The following is a 26126-nucleotide window of genomic DNA, read 5'->3' on the forward strand; positions in this document are numbered from 1 at the left end:
CTGAATCAATCCTAAAAGACATTTTTAAGCATGGGAATAGTAGAGCGAAGAGAGCGGCTTAGAATACAGGTACGCTCAGACATCGTCAAGACAGCCAAGGACATCGCACGGGAGGATGGCTGGACGGCTGTTTCGATTCGAAAGATTGCTGATGTGATTGAGTACAGCCCGCCTATTCTCTATGAATATTTTGAAAGCAAGGACAAGCTCCTGGAAGCCATCCGTCTGGAAGGTTTCGATTATTTGCAAACGGAGTTTGTAAAAATAAAAGGGCATTTCAGCAATCCGCAGAAGCAGCTTGTGGAGGTTGCGCAGACGATCTGGCATTTCGCTGTCGAGAATCCGGAGGTCTTCCAGGTGATGTTCAATCTCGAGGGTGCTTACTGCGACTCGAAAAAAGCCTATTCACAGGCAATGAGCATCAAGGATAACCCGGTTTGGGAAATGATTGCAAGCCTTCGCCCTAAATCGGGAGACCTGGTTACCAAAACTTATTATGAATGGTGGTGCCTTACCTTCGGGTTTATAAGCATTACCATGACCACACAGCCCCGCTACGCATTTCCACAGGCAGAGCCTGTGTACATGGAAGGGATCCGGAGATTCATCCGGAGCATTATGTAATAGAAGGGGAAGAATGTTGGCGTATCTCTATTTTGCTTTGGTGATAAACCAGGGAATATGGAGGTACGCTTTTCGTTAGCCAAGCATTCCCGCCGATAATCGAGTCGTGGCCGATCACGGTCTCTCCTCCCAGAATGGTCGCATTGGCATAAACTACTACGTTATCTTCAATAGTGGGATGGCGCTTGTGCGATGCGAGTGACTTTGAAACATGCGTCGCACCGAGCGTAACTCCTTGATACAGTTTTACATTATTCCCGATATGGGTCGTTTCACCGATCACCACGCCTGTTCCGTGGTCGATGAAGAACGAGTGGCCAATTGTCGCATTCGGGTGGATATCGATGCCGGTCTGGCTGTGGGCGAATTCTGTAAGCATACGCGGCAGCAAGGGAATCCCACTTTTGGCAAAAGAATGCGCAAAGCGGTAAGTCGCAATGGCCATAAAACCCGGGTACACCGAAATCACCTCCTCAATGCTCACCGAAGCAGGATCGTTGTCGGTAATGGATTTGGCGTCGGTCAGAAGTGCTTCATAAATACCGGGGATTTGTGCAAACACTTCGTCCAGTATTTCCGCTGAATCGCGTTCGAGCTGGGGCAGAAGCGGTTGCAGCATGCAATTCAGGTCGTTGCGCAAGTCGGCATACTTCATAGCCAGGTCCTTGGCGGGGCAACTGGGGCAATCCTTGCTGATCGGGAAAAGGAAATTGATCAGGTTCTGGATAAATTTCCCCGCGTCCTGCCGTGAAGGCAGCTTGTACCTGTATTCGTCGTTCTGGGCGGTTAGGCGCTCAAAAAAAAGTGCTTGCTGGGTGGCTGTCATTAAAAATAGAGGTTGAACTATACCGTTAAACCATTGCTGGCATTGCTTTTGCATATCCAACAACGAAATGCACTGAAAAATTTTGAGAGTGGCGTTTTCTTTTCAAAAATGGCCAATTGTCAGCTTTTTCTCCCGATAAAATTGTATATTGAAATATCCTGTGAATTTAGGAAATAAGGCAAGATTCTTTAGGGCGTATGTTAAGTTTTAAATTACTTCGGTCGGTTATCCTGTTCCTTTCTTTGTCTGTTTCACTGAGCTCCTGCTTTTCGAGGTACATTATTTCAGCCAAGGAGGTGCGGAGGCATTATGCTGATAAGAAGGTCAAGCCGAAGGAAATATTTATCAGGAACGACACACTTTCACTTTCGCTGGCCAGCATGGGGCCCGACACGCTGCCGATGTTGCTGCTCATTCATGGTGCGCCCGGCTCTTTGTGGGGGTACATGAATCTGATGGACGATGAAGACCTGCAAAAACATTTTCACATTGTGTCCGTCGATCGGGTAGGATACGGCAAATCCCGGCTAAAAAAGCGGAGGTATGTGACTTCCATCGAAACGCAGGCTAATGCTTTGCTGCCGGTGTTCTCACTCAACAAAAGCGATCAGAAGGTGATCGTGCTCGGCCGGTCTTACGGCGCACCTATTGCCGCCAGACTGACCTCCATGGCACCGGATAAGGTGAAAGAGCTCATTATGGTCTCGCCTGTTATTGATCCTGAAACCGAACGGTTCTTCTGGTTTTCGAAATGGGGCAGGATGAGTTTCGTGCAACTTTTTTTGCCCAGTGCATTCAATGCGGCGACGGCCGAGAAATACAGCCATGCCGCTGAGTTACGCAAAATGCTACCGGTTTGGGAGCAGTTAAGTGTGCCGACTACGGTGATTCAGGGCGGCAACGACTGGATTGCAGACCCGTCAAATATTGATTTTGCTAAAAAACATATTAAGAGCAAGCGCGCTCAATACATTTTCCTTTTCAATGCGGGCCATATGATTACCTTCTCACATGCGGCTATGATCAAGGAAATGCTGCTGAAAAGCCGGTTATTCCAGGATAAGGTCTCTGTATTGGAGCCGAAGGGTGCTGAAATTGATAACTAACAGCTTGTTAAAGAGTTGAAACAAAGAAAGCGGCAGGTCACAGGACCTGCCGCTTTTCTGTTAATAATTAACCTATGGTAGTAGGCGAAATTATATTTCACCTAAAACAACTATATCCCATAGGACGACATTAATGCCGGGCACCATTACAGGCAGGGGCATTATCTTAATACTTTTTGTGTCACAGAATCCTTCGCATTGCTGGCTCGGATCAGGTATATGCCCCGCGCAAGGTTGCGCATATCAAATACTTCCTGGACAGCGATTTCCGGCGCTTTACTGGCAATCTCCGTCAGCACGCGACCATTCATGTCGATCAGTTGCAGGCGGATGATCGCCCGTTGCTTGCTGTATGCTTTCACAGTTACAAAGTTCTCGGTTGGTACCGGGTATGCCTGGACCGCCATCGAAACCTCCGATGAGCTGACAACCGGTGTGGAAGTGATCAGGCCGCCGTATTCCGATGATTCGTAAGGTGGGACTTGGACTGTCTCCCCCGGCCGGTCGATTACAGATACCACCCCTTCGCGATAAGTTTCCGAGATTCTTACGCCATCGCGCCATTCTGCGACAACTATTGCGAAGAGGTAATGACCGACTACCTCGGGTGCAACCCAAATCAATTTCTTCTGTCTGGCATCGACGGTAAATGTTCCGGTGGAACTGATTTCATTGGGGAATAGGTAAGTGTGATCGAGCATCCGAACGCCGCATGTTCCCGGCGATGGTTTACTCAGCCGGACTACTTTCGCTGTAATGCTATCATTATCAGCAACGATCGGTTTGAGATCAACGGAAAAAACCTGACGGACGCCAGCTACAAATTCGAGATTAGGGAGGATTGGGGTCGAATTGGAAAGCTGTGTATCAATCACCGTCCACAGAAACTGCGAGGTCATTCCGGACTGCGGCAAGTTCAGAATTCCGCCTGTGCGCGTATCGAGCGCCACCGAAATCTGATAAATGCCCGAGGAAGGGTAGGTGTATGTTGCCTGGTATTCGCCAACGGATACACCGTTAGAAATGGCTGTAAGCGAAGTTCTTGGAAGATCTTTGACCCCTCCGTCGCCCATGCAAGCCGTTACCGCGCTCAATGCATCAACAGCACCTTGACCGCTTTGCGTATCAAGATAGAGCCTTACCTTGATATTATAGGTTTGCCCCGATACGTGGCTGGCCAGAATTTCCCCGCCTCGCAGGTGCGACGCGTGCGCGTATGCGGAAAGCAGGATCAGTAAGAGAATGCTGTAAACTGATTTCATATGGAGGAAAAGAAGCCGTGAGGTTACATAGTATATGTTCAAAACGCGGGAAACGTTCGTTTTTGTATGGCTTCTTTCCAAAACAAATGCAAAAAATGACGTGGCAAAATTCTGTTTCCCCTGGCGCGCATTGTTAATCCTTATAAATCAATATTTCACGTTTCCCATCGCCTTTAATGTAGCCCCTGTACATTCCCTCGCTGTTGAAGGGCATGGCTATATTGCCGTTCCGGTCGACGGCGATTACACCCCCTTCACCCCCTCTTTCGACCAGCTTGTTCATGACTACCTCATTCGCCGCATCGACCAGGTTTATTCCTTTGTATTCCATTAATGCCGAAATATCGTGCGCTACAACCGAGCGGATGAAATATTCGCCGTGGCCGGTTGCTGAAACCGCGCACGTTGCATTATTGGCGTAAGTACCGGCACCAATGATCGGCGCGTCGCCGATGCGGCCATATTTCTTGTTGGTCATTCCGCCGGTAGAGGTTCCTGCGGCGAGATTGCCATATTTGTCCAAAGCCACACAACCCACGGTCCCAAACTTCCTGCCTTCCATAAAAATCAGGTCTTCCGCAGAACGAAAACCCGTTTTTGGCCTCTTTTTAATTTCCCTCTCCTCCTTTCCTCCCTTTTCTCCCTTTCCTCCTTTTTCTCCTTTTGCATCATGATCGAGCTCCGTTTTCTCCTCTTCTTTGGCCCGTTGTAATGCCTTGTAGCGTGCTTCAGTGTAGAAATAGGAGGGGTCGACGATTTCCAGTCCTTTCTCTTTGGCAAACTGCTCGGCACCTTTCCCGGCCATCATCACGTGAACGGATTGATCCATAACCGCAATTGCTGCCGAAATTGGGTTTTTGATCGTGGTAACACCGGCAACCGCGCCGGCCTTGAGTGTCTTGCCTTCCATGATGGCGGCGTCCAATTCGTTTTTGCCTTCATTGGTAAAAACGGCGCCTTTACCGGCATTGAACAGTGGGGAGTCTTCCATGACATGGATCGCCGCTTCTACCGCCTGCACGCTGGTACCGCCCTTTTTGAGCACATCATAACCTTTTTCCAACGCGTTATTCATTGCTTCACGATATGCCTTCTCGCGCTCCGGGCTCATGTTGGCACGGGTGATCGTGCCGGCGCCCCCGTGTATTACGAGCGTGATCTTGTCGGAAAAATCCTGCGCGAATGCGGAAATACAGGATAGGGTAATCAGCAGGGCAAGGGAAAGTGTTTTCATGAGTAGTAATTTGAGTGATGCTTTCAAATCTAGTAACTAAAATCTTATATCGCTATTCTTCTGATATTCGGATGGTTTGGCCTTTACGGGGGCAGATGTTGCGGTTTTTTGTACAGTAGAGCACATTTAGGCTTTACTTTTGGTAGTTCTAATTGAATTTATAAAAAAACCGAAACTCTGATGAAGAAAGTAGTGCTTAGCCTGGGAGTTCTTCTGGGCAGCCTGTATGGTCGGGCTTATGCGCAGCAAACGGCCGAATTTAAGTCCGGATGGAAGTATGTGCAAGGTAAGATCGTAACGCCATGGGCAGAAAAAGTGGTTGCACAAAATCCCCACCCCGATTATCCCAGACCACAAATGATACGCCAGAACTGGCAGAATATGAATGGTCTGTGGGATTATGCGATCGTGCCGAAAGGTGCAGTAGACGCTAAGCCTGCGGCATTTGATGGTAAGATATTAGTACCTTTTGCAGTAGAGTCCGCCTTGTCGGGAGTAGGGAAGACTGTGGGAAAGGATAGCATTCTCTGGTACCAGCGCTTAATCGATTTTGCGCCGAAACTGAAAGACCAGCGCGTGCTGATCCATTTTGGCGCAGTGGACTGGAAAGCGGAAGTATTCGTCAACGGTAAACCCGCCGGAAGCCATCAGGGTGGCTTCGATCCTTTCACCTTCGACATTACCGACCTGCTGGTGAAGAAAAAGCAGCAGGAAATCGTGGTAAAAGTTTGGGATCCAAGCAGCGACGGCCCTCAGCCCCGTGGTAAGCAGATCAAGAATCCGCACGGGATCTGGTACACGCCGGTAACCGGTATCTGGCAGACGGTTTGGCTTGAAACGGTTGCAACCAGCCATATCGCGAGGATTACCCCTGTGGCCGATATTGATAAACAGACACTTACTGTAAATACGGAAATAGTCGGCGCCGGCGCATCCGATAAAGTGAAAATCATTGCCTGGGATGGTAGTGCGAAAGTCGCTGAACAGGAAGTAGCTGCCGGCCAGCCCGCCAGCCTGACGATAGGCGATGCAAAACTCTGGTCGCCGGATTCCCCGTCCCTATATGACCTAACCGCTACGCTTACTCGAAACGGAAAGGTGATCGATGAGGTAAAAAGCTATGCAGCGATGCGTAAAATCGGTGTGCAGGTGGATGAGAATGGTATTCAGCGAATGACTTTGAATAACAAATTCCTTTTCCAGTACGGCCCACTGGATCAGGGCTGGTGGCCGGATGGCCTTTACACGGCGCCAACCGACGAGGCTTTGAAGTTTGATATATTGAAAACCAAGGAAATGGGTTTCAATATGATCCGCAAGCACGTAAAGGTAGAGCCCGCCAGATGGTACCGCTATTGCGATGAGCTGGGAATGCTGGTGTGGCAAGACATGCCAAGTGGTGATCTGGGCAATAACTGGGAAATGCGTCCGGGTATTACGGGCAACGAAACAGACAAGAAACGTACGCCGGAGTCTGAAAACATCTACAAAACCGAATGGAAAGCCATTATGGATGCCAACCGCTTTTTTCCGTCGATCGTGGTTTGGGTCCCATTCAACGAGGCTTGGGGGCAATTCAAGACGGCTGAGATTACCGACTGGACCATGCAGTATGACCCCTCCCGCCTTGTAAACAGCGCCAGTGGCGGTAATTTCGAGCCGGTGGGCCATATTATCGATTTGCACAATTATCCCGCACCGGTAATGCCGCGCCCGGACTTGTTCGGTCGGAAGCAGATTATTGTTTTAGGTGAATTCGGAGGCTTGGGCTTGCCGGTTGACCAGCATGTTTGGCAGCAGAAGGATAACTGGGGTTATCAGAGCTTTAAAAACCAGGAGGAGCTCTACAATCGTTATGAATCGTTCATTAACCGTTTCGAGCCTCTGATCAAAAAGGGGCTTTCGGCAGCGGTTTACACCCAGACAACTGATGTCGAGGTCGAAACCAATGGGTTGATGACCTACGACCGTAAGGTGATTAAATTCTCTGAGGCTAAGTTAAAGCAAATCCATTCGAAGCTCTACGATCCCTCATTGGTGAAGTTGAAGCCTTAACAGGCCGTTGTAATAAAACGAAAATAGCCCGGAGCAGTCCGGGCTATTTTCGTTTAAAATATCATGCATTAATTGCCTTTCAGCTGCGCTTCTACTACGGCTATCGCAACCATATTTACGATTTCCCTCACAGAGCTGCCCAATTGCAGCACGTGTACAGGCTTTTTCAATCCCAGCAGGATCGGTCCGATGGTTTCGAGCTCCGCAGCCTCTTTCAGCAGGTTGTAAGCAATGTTACTAGCCGAAAGGTTGGGGAAGATCAATGTATTGGCACCGCCGTCGACCAGGTCGCTGAAAGGGTGATTTTCCTTCAATAATGAGGTATTGAATGCAAGGTGCGCCTGCAATTCGCCTTCCACGATCATCGACGGGTTGCGTTTTTTCAGGATGGCCGTCGCGTCGCGCATTTTTTCGGCGTCGGCACCTTTGGCGCTGCCATAGTTTGCATAGGTCACCAATGCAATGCGCGGCTGGATATTGAAACGTTCAACGGCTTTTGCTGTCAGTTCGGTTATTTCAACAATATCCTCTGTTGTCGGATCGAGATTTACGGTCGTGTCCGAGAAGAACAACGGACCCTTGGGAGTGAGCAGAATGTACATACCAGCGACTTTGTTTACGCCCTCCTGCTTGCCGATCACTTGCAGGGCAGGTCGAATCGTATCGGGGTATGTCCTTGTCAATCCGGAAATGAATGCGTCCGCTTCACCGTTTTCAACCATCATCGAACCGAAATAGCTTTTGAAATACATCGAACGGCGCGCCTCGATAGGAGTGAGACCCTTTCTTTTGCGTTTGTCGAACAATTTCGCTGCATATTTCTCGATCATCGGATCGCTTTCAGCTGCGCGAGGGTCGATGATCGATACGTCGGCCAGATCAAGCTTGCTTTCGCGGATCAAATGAAGGATCGTTTCCTTATTGCCGAGCAAGATTGGCGTCGCAATGCCTTCGTCGCGTACCTGCTGAGCGGCACGGAGCACCTGAATATTCTCTGCATCGGCAAAAACGACCTTTTTCGGGGCCAGTTTTGCTTTGTTAAGTATCACGCGGGAGATCTGCTCATTGCGTCCCAAACGGCTCGAAAGCTCCTGGTCGTAGGCATCCCAGTCGGTGATAACCTTTCGCGCGACACCGGTCGCAATTGCTGCTTTCGCAACAGCAGGCGCTACGGTGGTCAGCAGGCGAGGATCCACCGGTTTTGGAATAATATAATTTTTGCCAAAAACGATATTCGTCTCATTGTAGGCGAGGTTGACAATATCGGGCACCGGCTTCTTGGCCAGATCGGCCAATGCGTGCACAGCAGCCAGCTTCATTTCCTCGTTAATCTCCGTTGCACGCACGTCGAGCGCGCCCCTGAATATGTACGGGAAGCCGAGCACGTTGTTCACCTGATTGGGGTAATCGGAGCGGCCGGTAGCCATGATCACATCCTCACGCGCTTCTACCGCATCCGGATAAGGGATCTCTGGATTCGGGTTGGCCATTGCAAGCACGATTGGGTCTTTGGCCATAGATTTAACCATTTCCTTCGAAACGATATCGGCCGTAGAAAGACCCAGAAACAGGTCGGCGCCTACCATTGCTGCTTCCAGCGATTCATAAGCGAGGTCGGTTGCAAACTGCTTTTTCATGTCGCTCAAATCCGTCCGGCCATTGTGAATGTGGCCTTTGGTGTCGAACATGGCGATGTTTTTCGGACTGGCGCCCAACGCGAGGTAGAGCTTCGTACAGGAGACTGCCGAAGCGCCCGCGCCCGAGACGACTACACGAATATCTTCAATCTTTTTGTTGACCAACACTAACGCGTTTAGCATCGCTGCGGCGCTGATGATCGCCGTTCCGTGCTGATCGTCGTGCATCACGGGAATATTGAGCTCTTTTTTAAGCCGGGCTTCTATCTCGAAGCATTCGGGCGCCTTAATATCTTCTAGGTTGACACCCCCAAAAGTTGGTTCGAGGATTTTGACTGTCCTGACAAATTCGTCGACGTCTTTGGTGTTGAGTTCTATATCGAAAACGTCGATATCAGCATATATTTTGAATAGCAGTCCTTTCCCTTCCATCACGGGTTTGGAAGCTTCCGGGCCAATATCGCCCAGGCCGAGCACGGCAGTACCGTTGCTGATAACTGCTACCAGGTTGCCCTTGGCGGTGTATAGATAGGCATTTTCGACATTTTCGGCAATTTCCAGGCAGGGCTCCGCCACGCCGGGCGAATAGGCAAGCGAAAGGTCTCGCTGGGTACTGGTTTCTTTGGTGGGGATGACCTGTATTTTTCCTGGCCTACCCTTGGAATGGTAGTATAGCGCGTCTTCTTTTCTGATCTTTTTGTTCATACCTAAGTGGACGATGTTTCGTGCAAGGTACAAACATTCGGTTCACCGCAATGAATTCTCAGAAGGTATTCGCGAGAATTTCATCACGGCTTTTCGGACAGTAGTTTACCGTATTTACTGAAAGGCAGAAAGGTCATCGTCGGCCAGTGAAGGGCTTTTGACCAATTTTTTCCGCTCTTTGACAGAAGCAATGCGTTTTTTGAGAAAATAGGCAAATACCATATACAAACCGAACATTCCGATGTAAATGTACATGGAAGCGGTGTTGGTAATATCGCCGTGGAAGGTGAAGAATAGTGCCGTGTTGAGGATCGTAACCATCCAGAGGGTGAACGAGGCCCAAAAGTGGTTCAGGCCGTTGTCGATCAGGATATGGTGCATGTGGTTGCGGTCGGCCACGAATGGGGAGCCACCTTTGAAAATGCGAACGATAAAGACGCGTAAGGTATCGAAGATCGGGACAATAAGCAGTACCATGACGATGATCGGCGCATTGAAATAAGCGTTGGGATCATGCAGGTAACCTACGTTCAGTGAGAGGAACTCTACCGCGAAGATCGAAAGCAGATAACCGACGATGAGCGAGCCGGTGTCACCCATGAAGATCTTGCTGGTTTTGGAAAAATTGAAACGCAGAAAACCGAGCAATGAACCCGACATCGCGAATGCCAGGCAGCCGAACGAAAAGTGGTCGTTAGCAATGAACCAGATTCCAAATCCGAGACCGGCGATCAGGCTGATACCACCCGCCAAACCATCAATCCCGTCGATCAGGTTTATTGCGTTGATAATGGCGATAAATATGAATACCGTAAGCGGAATACTGATAAAGTCGGAAACGCCGTGAATGCCGAAAATTCCATAGAAGTTATCGACTTTGAAATTGCCCATCGCCACCAGGATCAGGGAGGCGAAAATCTGGATAATGAGCTTTTTAGTAGGGTCTACTGCCAGGATATCGTCCTTGATTCCCAGAAAAAACAGGATGATCATCCCGGTCATGGCCAGGCTGATCAGGTTTGAATCGAGGATATTCTCCGAATGCGGCCACAGGAAGTAGGCGATCAGGGTCGCTGCAAATATGGCAATTCCACCCAAAGTTGGCGTTTCTGTCTCATGTGAACTTCTGAAACCCGGTTTTGCAGTTAAATGCAGCAGGTTTGAGAGGTTAATGATAATGGGTATTGAAATGATCGAAAGGAAACATCCGATCAGAAACGAAAGAAGGCATTGATAGATGTCGTGATGGACAAGCGTATTGACGTTTCCTTCGGTCAGTATCTGCAGAGGTAATTGTAGTTCCATGTGCCTGTCAAATTAGGAAGTGCGTTGAGGACGGATCTGAAAATCCAAATTCAAATGTCGAAATATAAACCAATAATTGTAATATGCAAATGCCTGAGTATCAAAATATTTACTGTTTGGTTTAAGCTACTTCGGTTAACTTCCGTGTCTTAGATAAATTGTATAATTTTTCTCAAAGGTTTTAACCACAAAGTGTAAAACCGGGGTTCCAGATTGTTGACTTTCCAGGCCATTCTGTCGTTCCGGTTGGCCGCAATGCGATTTTTGAATGTGCTGTTGCTGACTCCGCCTGCCCGCATTTTCACGAGTACTTTGGGCAGGTAAGCGAGCCTGATGTTTTCACGATGTACAAACCGCAGCATTAATTCATAATCCGCTGCACTTCCCAGATCGAGGCGGAAACGCCCGTGTGCGTTATAAACCTCTCTCTTGACAAAAAAGGTCGGGTGTGGTGGCATCCAGCCATTCAGGAATGCGCCAACCTTGTATGCACCTGAGACCCACTTTCTGCGCACCACCGTTGCATCGTTCGCATCAATATATTCAAGATCGCCATAGGAAGCGTCGAAGTTGCTGGAAGCCAGCAATCCGGCCACTTCGCTGATCACTGACGGGTATGCGTAAAAATCATCGGCATTCAGTATCCCTATCACATCACCGGTTGCCAATTGTATGCCTTTGTTCATGGCATCATAAATTCCGGCGTCAGGTTCGCTGAGAAAACGGGCGATTTTCTCTCCGTATGACAACACTATCTCCTGGGTGCCGTCCTTCGAATTGCCATCTATGATGATGTATTCGATGTCCTGATAATCCTGTCCAAGGACGGATTCGATGCTGTGGCGGATAGTCGCTGCACCATTATAGACAACAGTAAGTATGCTTACTTTCAATTCGTTATAGTTCTGGTTTTGACATATTTCGCAGGGTTTCCCTGATAAATCCCATAAGGTTCTAAATGGCTTGTGGCTACCGAGCCGACAGTCAACAGTGCGTGCGAGCCTACTTGGACACCCGGACAAACCGTCGCTTTCGCACCGATCCAAGCGCCAGGTCCAAGTGTTATGGGCTTGACTATCAGGTCGAAAGTGCTTTTTCGGTAATTATGATTTCCTGTCAAAAGCATCGCGCCTTGCGAGAGGCACGCATTTGATTCAATAGTCACCAAAGTGAGGTTATCGATCCACACCTCTTCGCCAATCCAGACGTGGTCGCCTATTTGCAGGAACCATGGATATTTTACGTTTACTTTTGGCTTGATCACCACCCCTTTGCCAATCTTTGCGCCGAACAACCGGAGCAATGCAATCTTGAATGAGGACGGATAGGGAATGTGCGTATGAATGAACAACCGGTTTATCAAATACCAGATCACCATCTTTGGGTAGCCGCCCGGCTTATACCAATCGATGTTATAAACGGACAGATTGGTTTGGGTTCCTGAGGTCTTTTCCATATTCTGTCCTGAAATGTGATATAATAGCTTCCTTGTCGCGTCCTACGCGGTGATACACTTCATAAATCTTTGCATCAACCAGGAAACGGTACCAAAACCCCTGTAAAACGTGCCAAATGAGTCCTTTCGTTCCATCGAGAAACCCCAACTTGATGAAGTATCTGTATGTGAAGTAGATAAATGGCCGTGTGAAAAGCGGCAAATTGGCATATTTGATTTTCAGGAAACGCGTGCGCTGTTCCTGGCTGCCCCAAAAGCTCGGTTCTACGGTCTCCTTGCTATCAAAGTTATATGTAATGTTCAACAGGTCTATAACCTCCCTGATTGCGTAATTGTTATGCTTTTGTGTCCACCATGTCAGGTTGTTGAGGGTGTGGTCAACGATGTCATGCTGTAACTGGGCGGTCGTTCCGCTGCTGAGCTTGATATGCTCGTCCATCCAGAGCTCTTCGCAAGTGCCCAGACCACGGCGCCAGATACGCAACAACCAGATCGGGTAGTAACCGCCCCGGTGAATCCATTTTTCCATGAAAATCACCCGGCGTTTCAAATATAGCCCGGAAACATTGTCTGGCACCTGTGAAAGGGAGCTGTTTAACTCCGTGGTAAGCTCGGCAGTCAGATACTCGTCGGCGTCCATCCGCATGAGCCATTGGGTCTGGAACGGGTTGTTACGAATACCGAAATTGAATTGGAATGCGTAGGAAACCCAGGGATTTTGTACCACGATAGCGCCTAGGCTTTCGGCGATCGCAACGGTGTCGTCGGTGGAAAACGAGTCGACAATGAAAATCTTATCGGTGACCTGTAACAGGCTTTGAATGCACCGGGCAATGTGCTTTGATTCGTTGTGTGTTAAAATGATGACGGATAAATCAACCATAGTTCAAATGTAGCTACTTTTTTGAACTTTCTTGTATTCTTCCAATAACTGGTTGGCGACCACGCGGATGTCAAAGTTTTCGGCTACCATCTTTTGGGCTCGATTTGCGATGGATTCGGCATAGGGCTTGTCTTGTAATATTTTAAGAAGACCATCGGCTACCCCGTCGCTGTTCAGCGGGGTAAGGTAGGCCGCCTCGTAACGCGCAATGTAGTCGCCGAAGCCCACGCGATCAGAGACGAGGGCGGGTACGCCGGAGGTCATTGCTTCGAGCACCGCGATCGAAAATCCCTCGGAATAGGAAGGCGAAACGAAAAGATCCGCGTCCGCCAATGCTTCCTTTTTGATGGTATCCGTAAGCATTCCTACCAGTTTGATGCGGCCTTCCAGGTTGTGTTTGCGGATAAAGTCTTCGGTTTCTGCCTGGTATCCGTCATCCGGGCCGGCTAATATCAGTTGTGCATCCGGCAACTGTTGATGAACCTTCTGAAATGCAGGTAAAAGCAGGTCAAGACCTTTCTTGATATTTAATCTTGCCAGGAAAAGAACCATTTGCTGATCAGGCGAAATGCCGTGCCTGCTCCTGAAAAGACCTTTTGCGGGTAAATTAGACCGGGTGTACTCATCGAGCTTCATGCCGTTCGGCACGATCACCATGTTTTTGGGACGGTAACCCAGGTAGCGGATCACATCTTCTTCCTCGTCGGTGTTATTGATCTGGATCAGGTCGGCTTTGCCTAGCAATCTTTTTTGGTATAAGAGTGTCACCAGGTCCTTTTTCCACTTGCTGTGCGCTACTGCCCATTTGTCGAGCAGACCGTGAATAGTGATCACCTTCACGGCCTTGGAGTGGATCAGGAATGGGGCCAGACTGCCGAAATGCCAGATGCCGTGCATATGGATCACATCGTACTCATGGATATGTTTTTTTAAATATTTGTACAACTCGACAGAAAACTCCCGGTAAAAATTGCTGAGAGGCCTCGTACGGGCAACCTCAATTAGGCGTGCACCCTCGGGTACGGGGTACATCTTCTCGCCGGGCGTCATCGGGCTCAGGATATCGACCTGGTGGCCTTGCCTTACGACCTCTGTGGTGTGGTCGTAGATAATGCGGGCCGGGCCTCCGATTGCCCATGTATATGCACAAATATTCAGTATTCGCATGCTTTGTGTTAATGTATAGTTGTGTTCGTTATGCTTCCCATCGTTTGGCCGCCAGTTCGCGGTAGGCTTCGGCCATTTGCGCCGCCACTGGGCCCGACGCGAACGGAGCGATCAATTTCAAAGATTCCTGCCCCATTCCGGCAATGCGGTCGGGGTTTTGGACAAACCACGTTAAATGTTTTTCCAAATCAGCCTGTTGCATATGGTCGAATGTAAAGCCGTTGACACCATCGCGCACGAGGTCGTCGGCGCATCCGCACGTTTCCGAGACGATTACCGGCAGACCGCACACCATCGCCTCATTCACCACCAGCCCCCAGGGCTCCGACTTGCTCGGCAGCACCAGCACATCGCTCTGCGCCAGCCAGCCCGGCACTTGGTACCACGGAAATCCTCCGGCGAAAATGACTTTGCCCGCAATGCCAGAGTCGGCGGCGAGCTGTTCCAAATTGTCCTTTTCAGGACCGCCGCCTACAAAAAGCAACTGCCAGTCCGAGCCGGTTTTTTTTAACGTTTGGGCAAATGCGAGCATTAAAGTATTCAAGTTCTTTTCCGGTGCCAGCCTTCCTACATACACGAATTTCTTTGAAACAGCATTTGCGTTGTTACCAAGCTCTTTTTTAGCATCGTCGTAGCGCTGCCGGATCACCTGCTCATCGATCACCGCCGCATTCCGCACTTTAATAGCGCTTTTCACGACGCCGAGGCTTTCCAGGTATTCTGCCGATGTTTTTCCAAAACAAAAAAATGCATTAGCACGGCCAACGATCACTTTTTTGATCGTCTCTTTCCAGCCGGACCGGTTATGGTCGACAGAGGACGATTCGGATGAAATCACCACTTTCACACCTTTGCGGCGTGCATAGAACATGAGCAGCACCTGCGCCCAGTCGAAATAGCCCGTGATATTGAGCACGTCGGGCTGGTATTCATTAAATATCCTGAAAAGCGCTTCGCGCCGCTCGCGAAAGCTCACCTGATCGAGGCTGCGCTCGAAAAGAACTTGGTAAGGATAGTCATAAGTGATCGTATCATCATTTTGCATTACTTTCCGGCTCGCCTCGTATAGGGCGATCTGTGCAACGAGCAGTTCGTCTGCCGGGTCGGCCCATTGGATAGCGCGGTCGATCTCATGGAACAGCTTCGATTTGTAGTGCGCCCATAATTGGTTGTGAACAATCAGTACGCGCATCATTTGGAAAGGTTAAGGTATTCCTGAAACAATGGATACAAGTTGTTGGCAAGAAAAATCTGCCCCTGGCTGTTGAAATGCACAACGTCCATCTTGCGGTACCTTTCTTTTGAAACACCGAACTTGAATTCGTCGATCAGCCTGATATTCTTCTCTTTGGCAAATGCGATAATCTCCTGTCCCTGGTCATTGAAGTGCCCAAGATCGATCTCGGAAATCTCCGGATGCAGGTAAATAAACATGGGAATGCTATCCTTTTGCGCGATTTGGTAAAGTTGCTCGTAACCCGGATTGAACGTCAGGCCGGATTTGCGGATGCCGGCATCATTCAACTGCGCGGCTCTTACAGTGTCTTCGACCGCCTTGGCATCTGATGCCACGTGGGCGCTGTCGGTCACGTCGGGCTTGATAATCGCAATTTTTTCCTCTTTCTGAGGCTCGGGCGCAAGGAAAAGGGTATTCAGAAAATAGAAGAACATCCAGCGATAACGGTCCCAGAGCTCATAAAGCGCTACTTTATATTGCTTGTCGGGCCATCCCGGGTCGATGCCCACAGGGCTCTGAGGCGACATGATGTCGTGTGCATCGTGGCTGCTTGTCACCAGGCACATTAGTTTAGCTTTGAAAGTGCCGTATTTTTTGAGATAGGCGGCGATATTGTCCGGTCCCCACGAGCCGGCGGAGATGTTCAGGATGCGCACCCGTTTTTTGAAATCCTTTAAAAAACGTTTTTCGAGCAGGGTGGAAGCAATGCTGTCCTGATCGGTAAGGCTTCCGCCGTTGACGACCGAATCGCCGATCAGCAATATCACAACACTGTCGGTAGGCAGCACTTCTTCATTCCGCATGGAGAGGCTGTTGGTTCGCAGCACCTTGCCGAACCTCTTTACGTCCTGGTTTGGAGCGTATATGTATTCAAAATCCGGATCGGATACGTAGAGTGGTGAGTTACAAAAGCCATATTTTACCCTTAATACAACCTCGGTAATCCCCGCAAGAGTGACAATAGCAATTAAAAAACCGTAAACAAACTTTAACATCAAGTGAACGTCTTCTGCGTCGAAAGTGACTGCAAATTTAGGATTACTTTTGCCAATTACTGCTTTTTCGGTTTTCGTTAACTAAATATGTGGGCATTTATCGGGGCATAGCCCCCCTTAGGAGATCATCTCGATCAGTTCAATGCGGTTTCCGAAGGGATCGCGGAACGAAAAGCGGTTACGGTCGGGGATTTTGCTGTCATTTTTGACGGAAATGCCTTGCTGTAACAGTAACGCGCGCGCTTCTTCCAGGTTGTGCACCTCAAACGCCGGATGGCGCTGCGAAAGATCGTGTACCTCTTCGGCACGGATATGCAGTTGAATATCACCCATTTGAAACCAGATCGCGCCATGGGGTAGCGGGTAACCCAGGTTGGTAAGTTCTTCGAGGCCTAGTACCCCGCCATAAAATTCCCGCGCCTGCTGTTCGGTGCCCGGCGGAATACAAAGCATGATATGGTCGAGTCTTTTGAATTTAATTTTCATGATCAGGAGTGAATTTGGGCGTTAAAACTACTTCCTTATTTTGGATTAATATTATTTTCGCAGAGGCCCTTTACTCACCTCTTTACCATCTTTCCAAACGGATTCGATCTTTCTTGTGTTGCGGATGTCGTCTGTCGGATTAGCGCTCAGGATAAGGAAATCGGCTTGTTTGCCTTTTTCAAGCGTGCCTTTTTTATGCGCGATGCGCAAAGCCGCGGCGGCATTGCGGGTGCTGATGGTGATGGCCTGCGCGGGCGTGAGGCCCGCTTTTACCATCAGTTCCATTTCCAGGTGCTCGGTGAAGCCCTGCGTGCGGATCGGAAACGCGCCCGAGTCGGTTCCGAGCGCCACATGGATGCCGGCATCATGAATTTTCTTCAAATTAATCATCGCTGTCTTAAATGCAGATGTATTACGCTGGAAATCCGGTGAATTTTTGATTTTCTCGCCATAGGCCGCATCCGTGATCATTTCGAAGACACCCGGTTCGAGCGAGGCCTTGAAAAACTCGTCGTTGAGCCAGTCGGGATTGCCGGCGTAGGCAAACTGGTATTCATCCAGAGAAAGCGTGGGAATATAGATTACCTTTTTCTGCTTCATTTTGGTGAGCAGGTCCTGATCCACTTCCTTGTCGCGGATGCTGTGGGCGATGATATCGATACCGGCTTCGGTGAGCTTGCGGGCATCTTCGAGATAGAAAAGATGCGCGGCCACGTGGATATTACGTTTATGCGCCTCACGGATAATGGCCTGGTAAATTTCCGGTTTCATTTTCTGGGCATTGCCGCCGTGGTCATCTACCCAGATCTTGACCACCGTTGGTTTGACTTCCGCCAGCTTTTCCATCATGGCCGGAACTTCGTCGGGCGTATTAGGGCGCAAAAGCAGGTTCATCCAAGAAGCCGGGTTAGGATCGGGGGTGTTGAAACCGTAGCCTGCTGAGTAGAGCCTGGCACCGGGCAGCAGCCCAGCCTGGGTGGAATCAATAAACCCATTGAAGATGAGCGGACGGTCGGTTCCCATTGCCAACACGGCGCCGACGCCATAATTCTCGTATTTTTCCAGATGCCGAAGCAGATTTTTACGCGTGTAATTGTCTGCAGATGAAGTAGTTCCTTTGAGCGTCCCCACATGCGCATGCGCGCAGATGAGCGAAGGCATGACCGTCTTGCCGGCCAGATCGATTTCGTGGGCACCATTGACTTTGATACCTTTTTGAATAGATACGATTTTGCCGTCAGTAACCAGGATATCGGTGTTAGCGCGGGGAGAGGAGCCGGTACCGTCGATCACGGTCGCGTTTTTCAGCAGTACCGTGCCGTTATTTTGGCCTATTGCCTCGGAGCAAAATAATGCACCGGCCAATTGAAACAGCAGTCGTATTTTTTTCATGAACTATGGATTTGGGACCATTAAATGCGGAATAAGGCAGCCCGGGCTATTGGTATGCATTTTGATCAACAAAACACGCGCCGTTGCGGTGCGAAAATTAAAAACATCAACACCTAAAAAATAATATCATGGCCAAATATTCGAAAAAAGCAGGAGAAAAGGTGGAAGAAGCCTTGCACGAGCAGAAAGAAGGAAAGCTAAAATCGGGCTCAGGGAAAAAGGTCACCTCTAAAAAGCAAGCGATCGCCATCGGTTTGTCCGAAGCCCGCAAAGAAGGAGCCAAAGTCCCGATGAAGAAAGATTAGCAGTGAGAAGTGCCCAAAGCCCTTTTTTCCGCCAGTCGGGAAGAGGGCTTGCAAAAAGATAGATGTAACGGACGCGACTGTCGAATTTATTTTAGAATAATATAAAATTAGCTCCCGCATAGATTTCCACTCTTCAAAATCGTCGGATAAATCCTATATTGTACGATCAAGGATTTACCACTACCACTACGTTTCTAATTGTAAGTTTTTTTGAGAATGAATGATCTGAAGAGGGAGCTGTTAAAGCTGCTGCAAAAGGATGAATGTATTTTCGACTTCATTCAGGACTCAGCCATAGACGGATTACTGATTTGGAGGCATTCGGATCCGTGCGATTGCTGGGCCGATGCAAGGTTGCGGCAGATGCTCGGGCCGGGTGTTCAGGAAGGGCCCGGCGGGGTTTCTTCACTTTTTAAGAATCAATCTTTTACATTTCATCTCGATAAAGCCCGCGCAAGTTTCCCGGACAATCCGGAGCCCCGCCATGGCATTATTCGGATTCTTCAGAATAATCAGCAATCGCTGCGCTTGGCCGTTACCTCTGTTTGTACCTATTCCGAGCCGCATGGCTGGCTTGTATTGTCGGGTTTCCGCCGCGATTTCCTGATGCCTGAAATGCCGGGGCTGGCTACGGGCACGGAGCTATACAAGTCGTTATTGAACAGCCATGCGATTTTTGTTACAAGCATTGATCTGGAAGGAAACTACAAATATGTCAACGATCATTTCAGCGAATTTTATGGCATGGAGAGCAGTGAGATCATCGGCAGGTCGTCACTTAGCGGTGTTGTTCCTGAGGATGTCGTCAAATGCCTGCAGGCGGGTGAGCAGTGCTTTATCAATCCGGGTATACCCAATCCGGTAGTACTTCGGAAGTATTCATCTCCCGGCGGTGTCAAAACGACGCGGTGGGAATTCACGGGTATTGCAGACGAGAATGGGGTTGTCTCCGAGATTTTTTGTGTGGGATACGACATTACCAAGCAGCTCAAAGTGCAGGAAGACCTTTCGGTACTTGTGTCCAATATGCAGGATGTCCTCTTTACAATCTCGCCGCTGGGCGTTTTTAGTTATGTTTCGCCGAGTTGGACATCGATGTATGGGCACACGGTTGAAGAAACCGTCGGGAGGCCATTTACCGAATTCATACACCCCGACGATTTTCATATCTGTTTTGAGGCATTGCGGATCACCTCAGAAACCGGCGTACCCGTGCCCGGGGGTGTCGAACATCGGATCAGGCATAGTGACGGATCGTGGTCGTGGAGCAATACCAGCGCCAATATAGATCCGGTCAGCAGGGACATCATCCTTACCAGCCATGACATTACCGAACTGCGAAATTCCCGCGAGCGGCTCAAAGAGCTGGCCATTGTAGCCTCGAACACGACGGACTATATTGTGATCACCAACAGCAAGGGATATATTACCTGGGTCAATAAAGCCTATGAGACGCACACCGGTTATGACCGAAAGGAGGTCAGGGGCAAGAACCCGCTTCATTTACTCCGTGGACCTGAGACCGACCCTGACACCCTTGACAGAATCGCGCTGTATTGCAAGGAGAAGAAGGTCGTCAGGGAGGAAGTGCTCTGCTATACCAAAACGGGTGTGGGTTATTGGGTGGACCTCAAAGTTACTCCTGTATTCGACGATTACGGCAACTGCATCAACTTTATCGCGGTAGAAAGGGATATAACCGACCGCAAAAAGGCGGATATGGAGCTAAAAAGGATCAAGGATATCCAGGAACAGACCCACAGCGTGGCGCATGTGGGTGGCTGGGAATACTATGTGCGCACCGGCGAGCTTTATTGGTCTTCGACGACCAAGGAAATGCATGAAGTACCTGAGGACTACGTTCCCAGCCTCGAAACAGCTATTCATTTTTACAAAGAAGGACATAGCAGGGAGGAGATAGGGCGGGTGGTAAACGAATGCCTGGCAAATGGAACTCCCTGGGACAGTGAGCTGCAAGTTGTAACGGCCAAAGGCAATGAGTTGTGGGTAAGGACGATCGGGAAGTCAGAGGTGATCGATGGTATATGTGTGCGCATTTATGGCGCCTTTCAGGACATTACCTCCAGAAAGCAGGCGGAGGTGGATATTAAGAGCTCGGAAGCCAAATTCCGGAGCCTATACGATTCCACGAGCGATGCTGTAATTCTTTTTGATCATACCGGCTATCTGGATTGCAATAATGCCGCATTGAAGATGTTCGGGATCGATTCAGTTGATCGCTTTGTGAATATGCCGATGGGCGACTTGTCGGGCTTGAACGAGGTAGGTATGGAGAATAACAAAAGCGAGGGCAACAGGCATGTGAAGGCAGTTTATGAAAAAGGTACACATAGCTTCGAATGGAAATACAGGCGTTTCGGCGAATCAAAAGAATCGTTCGTTGCCGAAGTCTTGCTTAATCTGATGAAAGTCAATGACACCGAGATCATCCAGGCGGTGATTCGCGACATTACGATGCGGAAACGCGCAGAACTCGAATTGCTCGAAGCCCGTGAACATGCCGAGGCAGCCAGCAAATTAAAGTCGCAGTTTCTGGCTAATATGAGCCACGAAATCAGAACGCCACTCAACGGTGTGGTCGGGTTTACGGACTTGCTGATGAAGACCAATCTGGACGAAACCCAGCAACAGTATATGTCGATGGTATTTCAGTCGGCCAATTCACTGATGGACATCATCAACGATATCCTTGATTTCTCCAAAATAGAAGCCGGCAAGCTCGAACTAACGCCTGAAAAGACCGATCTGCTCGAAGTTTGTGGCCAGGTCGCTGATATGGTAACCTACCAGGCGCAGCAGAAGCACCTGGAAATGCTGCTGAATATCCCAGGGGACATTCCGCAGTTTGTATGGTGCGACTCAGTGAGGCTGCGGCAGATTCTGGTGAACCTGCTCAGTAATGCGGTCAAATTCACGATTCGGGGCGAAATTGAATTGAAAATAGAATTACTGCATAAGGTAAGCGGATTGGAAAATACGTTCCACTTCTCTGTCCGCGACACAGGCATTGGTATCGATCCTCAGAACCAGCGACGAATTTTCGAGGCATTTTCGCAGGAAGACTCCTCCACCACGAAGCGGTTTGGTGGCACAGGGCTTGGACTGACCATTTCTAATAGCCTGCTTGGTTTGATGGACAGCCGCTTACAACTTTCGAGCACTCTTGAGAAGGGCAGTACCTTCTTTTTCGATGTGACATTCCGCGCCATTGAAGGCGAGGACCGGTTTGACTGGGAGAATGTCGAACAGATCGGGCAGGTGCTGATCGTGGATGATAACGTGCGTAATGGTCAGATTTTGCAGGACATGCTCACCAACAAGTGCATAGCATCGGACTATATTCGTAGCGGTGAAAAGGCTTATGAAATATTGTCTTCGGGCAAAAGATATGATGTGATACTGATAGATTGCCAGATGCCGGGATGGGACGGGATCGAAACGATTCGGATGATCAGGAAACTGGGAGACAGGGGTGCAGGACAACCTGTAATATTACTAAATGACTCGCTTGACGATGAGGCTCTCAGTGCTTTCGGCAATGAGTTGGATGTCAAACATTTTTTAGTGAAACCGGTGAAAATCCAACAGCTGTTTCACGCGCTCTCCGATCTCGGGCTCAAATCGAAAATCTCTCAGCAGCCAGAGAAAATATCTGCAAATGAAGAAATTCCGAAAGCAATTTACGAAACAGGCGAAGTGAAAATACTCATCGCAGAAGATCACAAGATCAATATGTTGCTGGTTAAATCGATGCTTAACAAAATATTACCTGGCAGCGAGCTGATCGAGGCGACCAACGGCAAGGAAGCCATCGAGGCATTCCGCAGGACAAGCCCTGATATCGTTTTTATGGATATTCAAATGCCTGAGATGAACGGGTACGAAGCTACGCGCGAGATCAGGCAGGGGGCGGGGCTCACCCACGTGCCGATCATCGCACTCACAGCCGGTACGGTCGTGGGCGAGCGTGAAAAATGTATCGAAGCCGGAATGGACGATTATCTCACCAAGCCGGTTCTGAAAGATACGCTCGAAGCTGCGGTCCGAAAATGGCTGCTTAAATAAGATATTCGTCCGCGACTAGCCGTCCGCGACTAGCCGTCTGCCACTATCCGTTCACAACCTGCCCGCCATTCGGGTGAAGTACCTGCCCGCTCATATAGGAGGCGTCCTCGCTGGCCAGAAACACGTAACATGTCGCAACTTCGCAGGGTTGTCCGGGCCGTTTGAAGGGTGTGTCTTTGCCGAACTGCTTTACCCGCTCCGAATCAAAGGTCGACGGAATAAGCGGCGTCCAGATCGGCCCTGGTGCTACTGCATTCACCCTTATGCCTTTTTCGGCTAGGTTATCGGCCAGCGACCGGGTGTAAGCAACAATTGCCCCTTTGGTAGAAGAATAATCGAGCAGTGACGGACTACCATGATATGCCGTCACCGAGGTTGTATTAATAATCGAATCCCCTTCGTCCAGATACGGCAAAACGGCCTGGGTGAAATAGAAAAAGGAGAAAATGTTGGTGGCAAATGTGTCATTCAACTGATCGGGTGAAATCTCGGTCACATTCTCCTTAGGATGTTGCTCGGCGGCATTGTTAACGAGTATGTTTAATTTTCCGAACTCGTTCACTGCACGGCTCACCGCTTCTTTGCAGAATACCTCGCTACGGATGTCGCCCCGGAGCAGCAGGCAATTTTTACCTTCGGCCTCGACCATTGCTTTGGTATCGGAAGCGTCCTGGGACTCGTCCAGATAGACGATGGCAACATCGGCACCCTCCCGGGCGAAATGAACTGCCACCGAACGACCTATGCCGCTGTCGCCACCGGTTATAAGGGCTGTTTTACCTTGTAGCTTGCCGCTACCGCGGTAGTTCTCCCGGATTACGACCGGTGCCGGGTCCATAATTTCTTCTATGCCAGGGCGGGTGCTTTGCGTCTGCCCGCGGGTATCGATCTCGAAGCTCATAGTATTTGAATGTTTGTGGATGCGGCATTGTCAAAAAGCACATGCCAATAGCAAACCGAAGCCCGTCAAGCCCTGGGAGCGGCGTAACAGCGGGAGATGAGTAAAGATTTTCACAGTTCACTGTATGCATTAAAACCCCAAAAAAGGGCTGTTGCACCTCTGGAAGCGTTCGGCATAGTTATTAATGCTGTCACGCCATACGGCTGAAAAGACCGGCTAGTAAACAGGTAAATTATGGATGTAAAAAAGGTAGTAATAATAGGCGGAGGCTTCGGCGGGATCAACCTCGCCCAGAAGCTTTCCCGCAATAAATTGTTTCAAATCGTGCTGGTGGACAAGAACAACTACAATTTCTTCCCGCCATTGCTTTACCAGGTAGCGACAGGCTTTCTCGAGGCTTCGAATATCAGCTATCCGTTCCGCAAGTTTTTTCAGGACAAAAGTAATCTCAGGTTTAGTCTCGGAGCCTTTGAGAGGATTTTTCCCGATGAAGGAAGGGTGGCGACCGAAAGTGGCGATATCTATTATGACTACCTCATATTCGCAACCGGCACCGAGAGCAATTATTTCGGGATGGAAAACGTGCGGGCGAATGCGGTACCGATGAAAACTGTACAGGATGCGCTTGCCTTACGGAACCACATCCTGCGACTGAAAGAGGTGGCGGCCAAAGAAACAGACTCCGCTGCCCGCAGAAGGCTGCTATCCATCGTAGTTGCAGGCGCTGGGCCGACCGGCGTCGAAATTTCGGGAATGCTGGCGGAAATGCACAAGTCCATTTTCAAAAAAGACTATCCTGAATTAAGAAAGGAAGATGTGCAAATCTATCTCGTCGATGCATTGCCGGTGGTTTTAAACCCGATGAGCAAAAAATCGCAGGAGGAGACGCTTGCCGAGCTGCGGGGGCTGGGGATAGAAGTGCTGCTGGATCACGCGGTGAAGGATTATGCGAATGGGACTGTCACATTTGCCACTGGTAAGACAATCGAAACCGAAACACTGATATGGACCTCGGGTGTGACCGCAACTGCATTGCCTGGTTTGCCGGAGGAAGTGCTCGGCAAAGGCAAACGGGTAATGGTGGATGCTTACAATCGCGTGAAGGGGTCGGATAATATATTTGCCATAGGCGATATTTGCTTGATGGACGCGGACAAAAAGTACCCGAACGGACATCCGCAGCTAGCCCAGGTAGCAATTCAGCAAGGCAGAAACCTGGCACATAACCTGCGGTTGTGGCAGGAAGGAAAGCCGCCAAGGGAATTCCGATACGTCGATAAAGGTACAATGGCAATTATTGGCGTTAATAAGGCTGTGGCCGATCTGCCGGGCTTGCATTTCAAGGGCCTTATCGCTTATTTTCTGTGGATGGTCGTGCATTTGTTTTCGCTGATCCGTTACCGCAACCAGATCAAAACTTTCTATAACTGGATGGTAGCCTTTTTTACGAGGGACCAGTCACTCCGTTTTATCCTTGATGCGAAGCCTGAAAAACCGGCCCGCTAGTCATGAGCATTTTATTTAACAGTGTAAGTTGTAATCCATTATGATCCAGACTATTGCAGATTCATCCCAATATCCATTCGAATGGATTGACGTCACAGACCCGGATGATGAAGAATTAAAACAGATCAGGGAAAAACATGGATTGCACGAATCCTCGATTAAAGATTGGCTGCAACCCGACCATTTGCCCAAATATGAAGATGTAGGCTCTTACGTATTCATTATTTTCAGGATACACAGCGATAAAGTGGGCACCGAGGCCGATACCGTCGCAGAACTGACCAACAAACTGGCGATCTTTATGACGAAAGAGTTCGTGATCACCATGCATAAAAAAGAGTGGGGCGCACCGGAAGTCATTTTGGAGCAGCAGGTAGACCAGCATTCTTGCGAGGACACGATTCAGCTGGTGAATGAGATCATTAAAAGCTGCATTGCCACCTACGAGGCTCCATCTTTGAAGCTGACCAAGGATATCGAGTTTTATGAGGAGAATATGTTCCTCAAAACCCGCAAAGCGTCACTTCTAAAGGGCTTGTATTATCTGAGGAGAAGGGTGGAGGTTACACGGCGCATACTGATGCTTTCGCACGAGATTGTCGATAAAATGGATGTTCCCGGGCATTCCAATACCTATACGCGCGACACGCGTGACCTGTATGTGAAGTTGCACAACATCTATGATACCCTGTTCGAAAACATGAATCATCTGGTGATGGTTTATTTCTCGATTTCCTCCCAGCGGACCAATGAGATTGTGCGGGTACTTACCGTATTTTCGGTCTTTTTCATGCCGCTCACATTTATTGTCGGCATCTATGGGATGAATTTCGATTTCATGCCTGAACTACGGCTTAAATGGGGGTATCCGGGCGTAATGATCCTGATGGGCGCAATCACTTTCGGGATTTATGTCTGGTTTAAAAGGCGCGGATGGCTCTAACGGGTGGCATAAATG

General features: G+C 49.2%; 21 protein-coding genes. 7 read left to right on the forward strand and 14 right to left on the reverse strand.

All coding sequences use genetic code 11. The features are described from left to right. Positions 1–30: 30 nt before the first annotated feature. Positions 31–624: a TetR/AcrR family transcriptional regulator gene (locus tag IEY24_RS02510; protein WP_188928317.1), complete on the forward strand. Its 594-nt coding sequence runs from the start codon at positions 31–33 to the stop codon at positions 622–624. Here IEY24_RS02510 and epsC read toward each other — a convergent pair. After that, positions 617–1450 carry a serine O-acetyltransferase EpsC gene (gene epsC / locus IEY24_RS02515; protein ID WP_188928319.1) on the reverse strand — a complete coding sequence of 278 codons (834 nt, stop codon included), beginning with the start codon at positions 1448–1450 and terminating at the stop codon, positions 617–619. The genes IEY24_RS02510 and epsC overlap by 8 nt on opposite strands. 197 nt (positions 1451–1647) lie before the next feature. Here epsC and IEY24_RS02520 point away from each other — a divergent pair, with 197 nt between their 5' ends. Further along, a complete protein-coding gene (locus IEY24_RS02520) occupies positions 1648–2556 on the forward strand; it encodes an alpha/beta fold hydrolase (protein ID WP_188928321.1) in 909 nt (302 codons plus the stop codon). Positions 2557–2717: 161 nt separating this feature from the next. On the opposite strand, the gene IEY24_RS02525 is transcribed toward IEY24_RS02520, so the two are convergent. Both IEY24_RS02525 and IEY24_RS02530 read right to left on the reverse strand, forming a co-directional pair. Further along, positions 2718–3818: a T9SS type A sorting domain-containing protein gene (locus tag IEY24_RS02525; RefSeq protein WP_188928323.1), complete on the reverse strand. Its 1101-nt coding sequence runs from the start codon at positions 3816–3818 to the stop codon at positions 2718–2720. Between the two features lie 133 nt (positions 3819–3951). After that, entirely contained in the window at positions 3952–5052 is a 1101-nt protein-coding gene (locus IEY24_RS02530) for an isoaspartyl peptidase/L-asparaginase family protein (RefSeq protein WP_188928325.1), read from the reverse strand. A 180-nt stretch (positions 5053–5232) separates the two neighbouring features. Here IEY24_RS02530 and IEY24_RS02535 point away from each other — a divergent pair, with 180 nt between their 5' ends. After that, entirely contained in the window at positions 5233–7107 is a 1875-nt protein-coding gene (locus IEY24_RS02535; protein WP_188928327.1) for a glycoside hydrolase family 2 protein, read from the forward strand. 68 nt (positions 7108–7175) lie between these two features. On the opposite strand, the gene IEY24_RS02540 is transcribed toward IEY24_RS02535, so the two are convergent. The 10 genes from IEY24_RS02540 to IEY24_RS02585 all read right to left on the reverse strand — a co-directional run bounded on the left by IEY24_RS02540 (position 7176) and on the right by IEY24_RS02585 (position 18370). Next, positions 7176–9449, reverse strand: a complete 2274-nt coding sequence (locus IEY24_RS02540; protein ID WP_188928329.1) for an NADP-dependent malic enzyme — start codon at positions 9447–9449, stop codon at positions 7176–7178. A 114-nt stretch (positions 9450–9563) separates the two neighbouring features. Beyond that, positions 9564–10754 carry an MraY family glycosyltransferase gene (locus IEY24_RS02545; protein WP_188928331.1) on the reverse strand — a complete coding sequence of 397 codons (1191 nt, stop codon included), beginning with the start codon at positions 10752–10754 and terminating at the stop codon, positions 9564–9566. Between the two features lie 149 nt (positions 10755–10903). Then, positions 10904–11647: a glycosyltransferase family 2 protein gene (locus IEY24_RS02550; RefSeq protein WP_188928332.1), complete on the reverse strand. Its 744-nt coding sequence runs from the start codon at positions 11645–11647 to the stop codon at positions 10904–10906. Beyond that, a complete protein-coding gene (locus tag IEY24_RS02555) occupies positions 11644–12210 on the reverse strand; it encodes a putative colanic acid biosynthesis acetyltransferase (RefSeq protein WP_188928334.1) in 567 nt (188 codons plus the stop codon). The genes IEY24_RS02550 and IEY24_RS02555 overlap by 4 nt, the downstream gene beginning before the upstream one ends. Continuing rightward, positions 12167–13093, reverse strand: a complete 927-nt coding sequence (locus tag IEY24_RS02560) for a glycosyltransferase family 2 protein (RefSeq protein ID WP_188928337.1) — start codon at positions 13091–13093, stop codon at positions 12167–12169. Before IEY24_RS02560 ends, IEY24_RS02555 begins: the two co-directional genes overlap by 44 nt. 3 nt (positions 13094–13096) lie before the next feature. Further along, positions 13097–14260 carry a glycosyltransferase gene (locus IEY24_RS02565; RefSeq protein WP_188928339.1) on the reverse strand — a complete coding sequence of 388 codons (1164 nt, stop codon included), beginning with the start codon at positions 14258–14260 and terminating at the stop codon, positions 13097–13099. Positions 14261–14288: 28 nt separating this feature from the next. Further along, complete coding sequence (locus tag IEY24_RS02570) at positions 14289–15455, reverse strand: glycosyltransferase (RefSeq protein WP_229221234.1); 1167 nt, start codon at positions 15453–15455, stop codon at positions 14289–14291. Next, complete coding sequence (locus IEY24_RS02575) at positions 15452–16492, reverse strand: hypothetical protein (RefSeq protein WP_188928341.1); 1041 nt, start codon at positions 16490–16492, stop codon at positions 15452–15454. Before IEY24_RS02575 ends, IEY24_RS02570 begins: the two co-directional genes overlap by 4 nt. 117 nt (positions 16493–16609) lie before the next feature. Next, positions 16610–16978 (reverse strand): VOC family protein, encoded by a 369-nt coding sequence (locus IEY24_RS02580; protein ID WP_188928343.1) that lies wholly within the window; start codon positions 16976–16978, stop codon positions 16610–16612. Between the two features lie 51 nt (positions 16979–17029). Then, a complete protein-coding gene (locus IEY24_RS02585) occupies positions 17030–18370 on the reverse strand; it encodes an amidohydrolase family protein (protein ID WP_188928350.1) in 1341 nt (446 codons plus the stop codon). A gap of 128 nt (positions 18371–18498) precedes the next feature. On the opposite strand from IEY24_RS02585, the gene IEY24_RS02590 reads away from it, so the two are divergent. Both IEY24_RS02590 and IEY24_RS02595 read left to right on the forward strand, forming a co-directional pair. Then, positions 18499–18675 carry a DUF6496 domain-containing protein gene (locus IEY24_RS02590; protein ID WP_188928351.1) on the forward strand — a complete coding sequence of 59 codons (177 nt, stop codon included), beginning with the start codon at positions 18499–18501 and terminating at the stop codon, positions 18673–18675. Positions 18676–18891: 216 nt separating this feature from the next. Next, a complete protein-coding gene (locus IEY24_RS02595; RefSeq protein WP_188928352.1) occupies positions 18892–22761 on the forward strand; it encodes a PAS domain S-box protein in 3870 nt (1289 codons plus the stop codon). 43 nt (positions 22762–22804) lie between these two features. On the opposite strand, the gene IEY24_RS02600 is transcribed toward IEY24_RS02595, so the two are convergent. Continuing rightward, positions 22805–23662, reverse strand: coding sequence for an SDR family oxidoreductase (locus tag IEY24_RS02600; protein ID WP_188928354.1), 858 nt, complete (start codon positions 23660–23662; stop codon positions 22805–22807). 234 nt (positions 23663–23896) lie between these two features. On the opposite strand from IEY24_RS02600, the gene IEY24_RS02605 reads away from it, so the two are divergent. Next, positions 23897–25168, forward strand: coding sequence for an NAD(P)/FAD-dependent oxidoreductase (locus IEY24_RS02605; protein ID WP_188928356.1), 1272 nt, complete (start codon positions 23897–23899; stop codon positions 25166–25168). Positions 25169–25208: 40 nt separating this feature from the next. Further along, on the forward strand, positions 25209–26111 hold the full coding sequence (locus IEY24_RS02610) for a magnesium transporter CorA family protein (protein WP_188928358.1): 903 nt from the start codon (positions 25209–25211) through the stop codon (positions 26109–26111). Positions 26112–26126 lie beyond the last annotated feature (15 nt).

The sequence above is a fragment of the Dyadobacter endophyticus genome, assembly GCF_014641595.1.
Taxonomy (GTDB): Bacteria; Bacteroidota; Bacteroidia; order Cytophagales; family Spirosomataceae; genus Dyadobacter; species Dyadobacter endophyticus.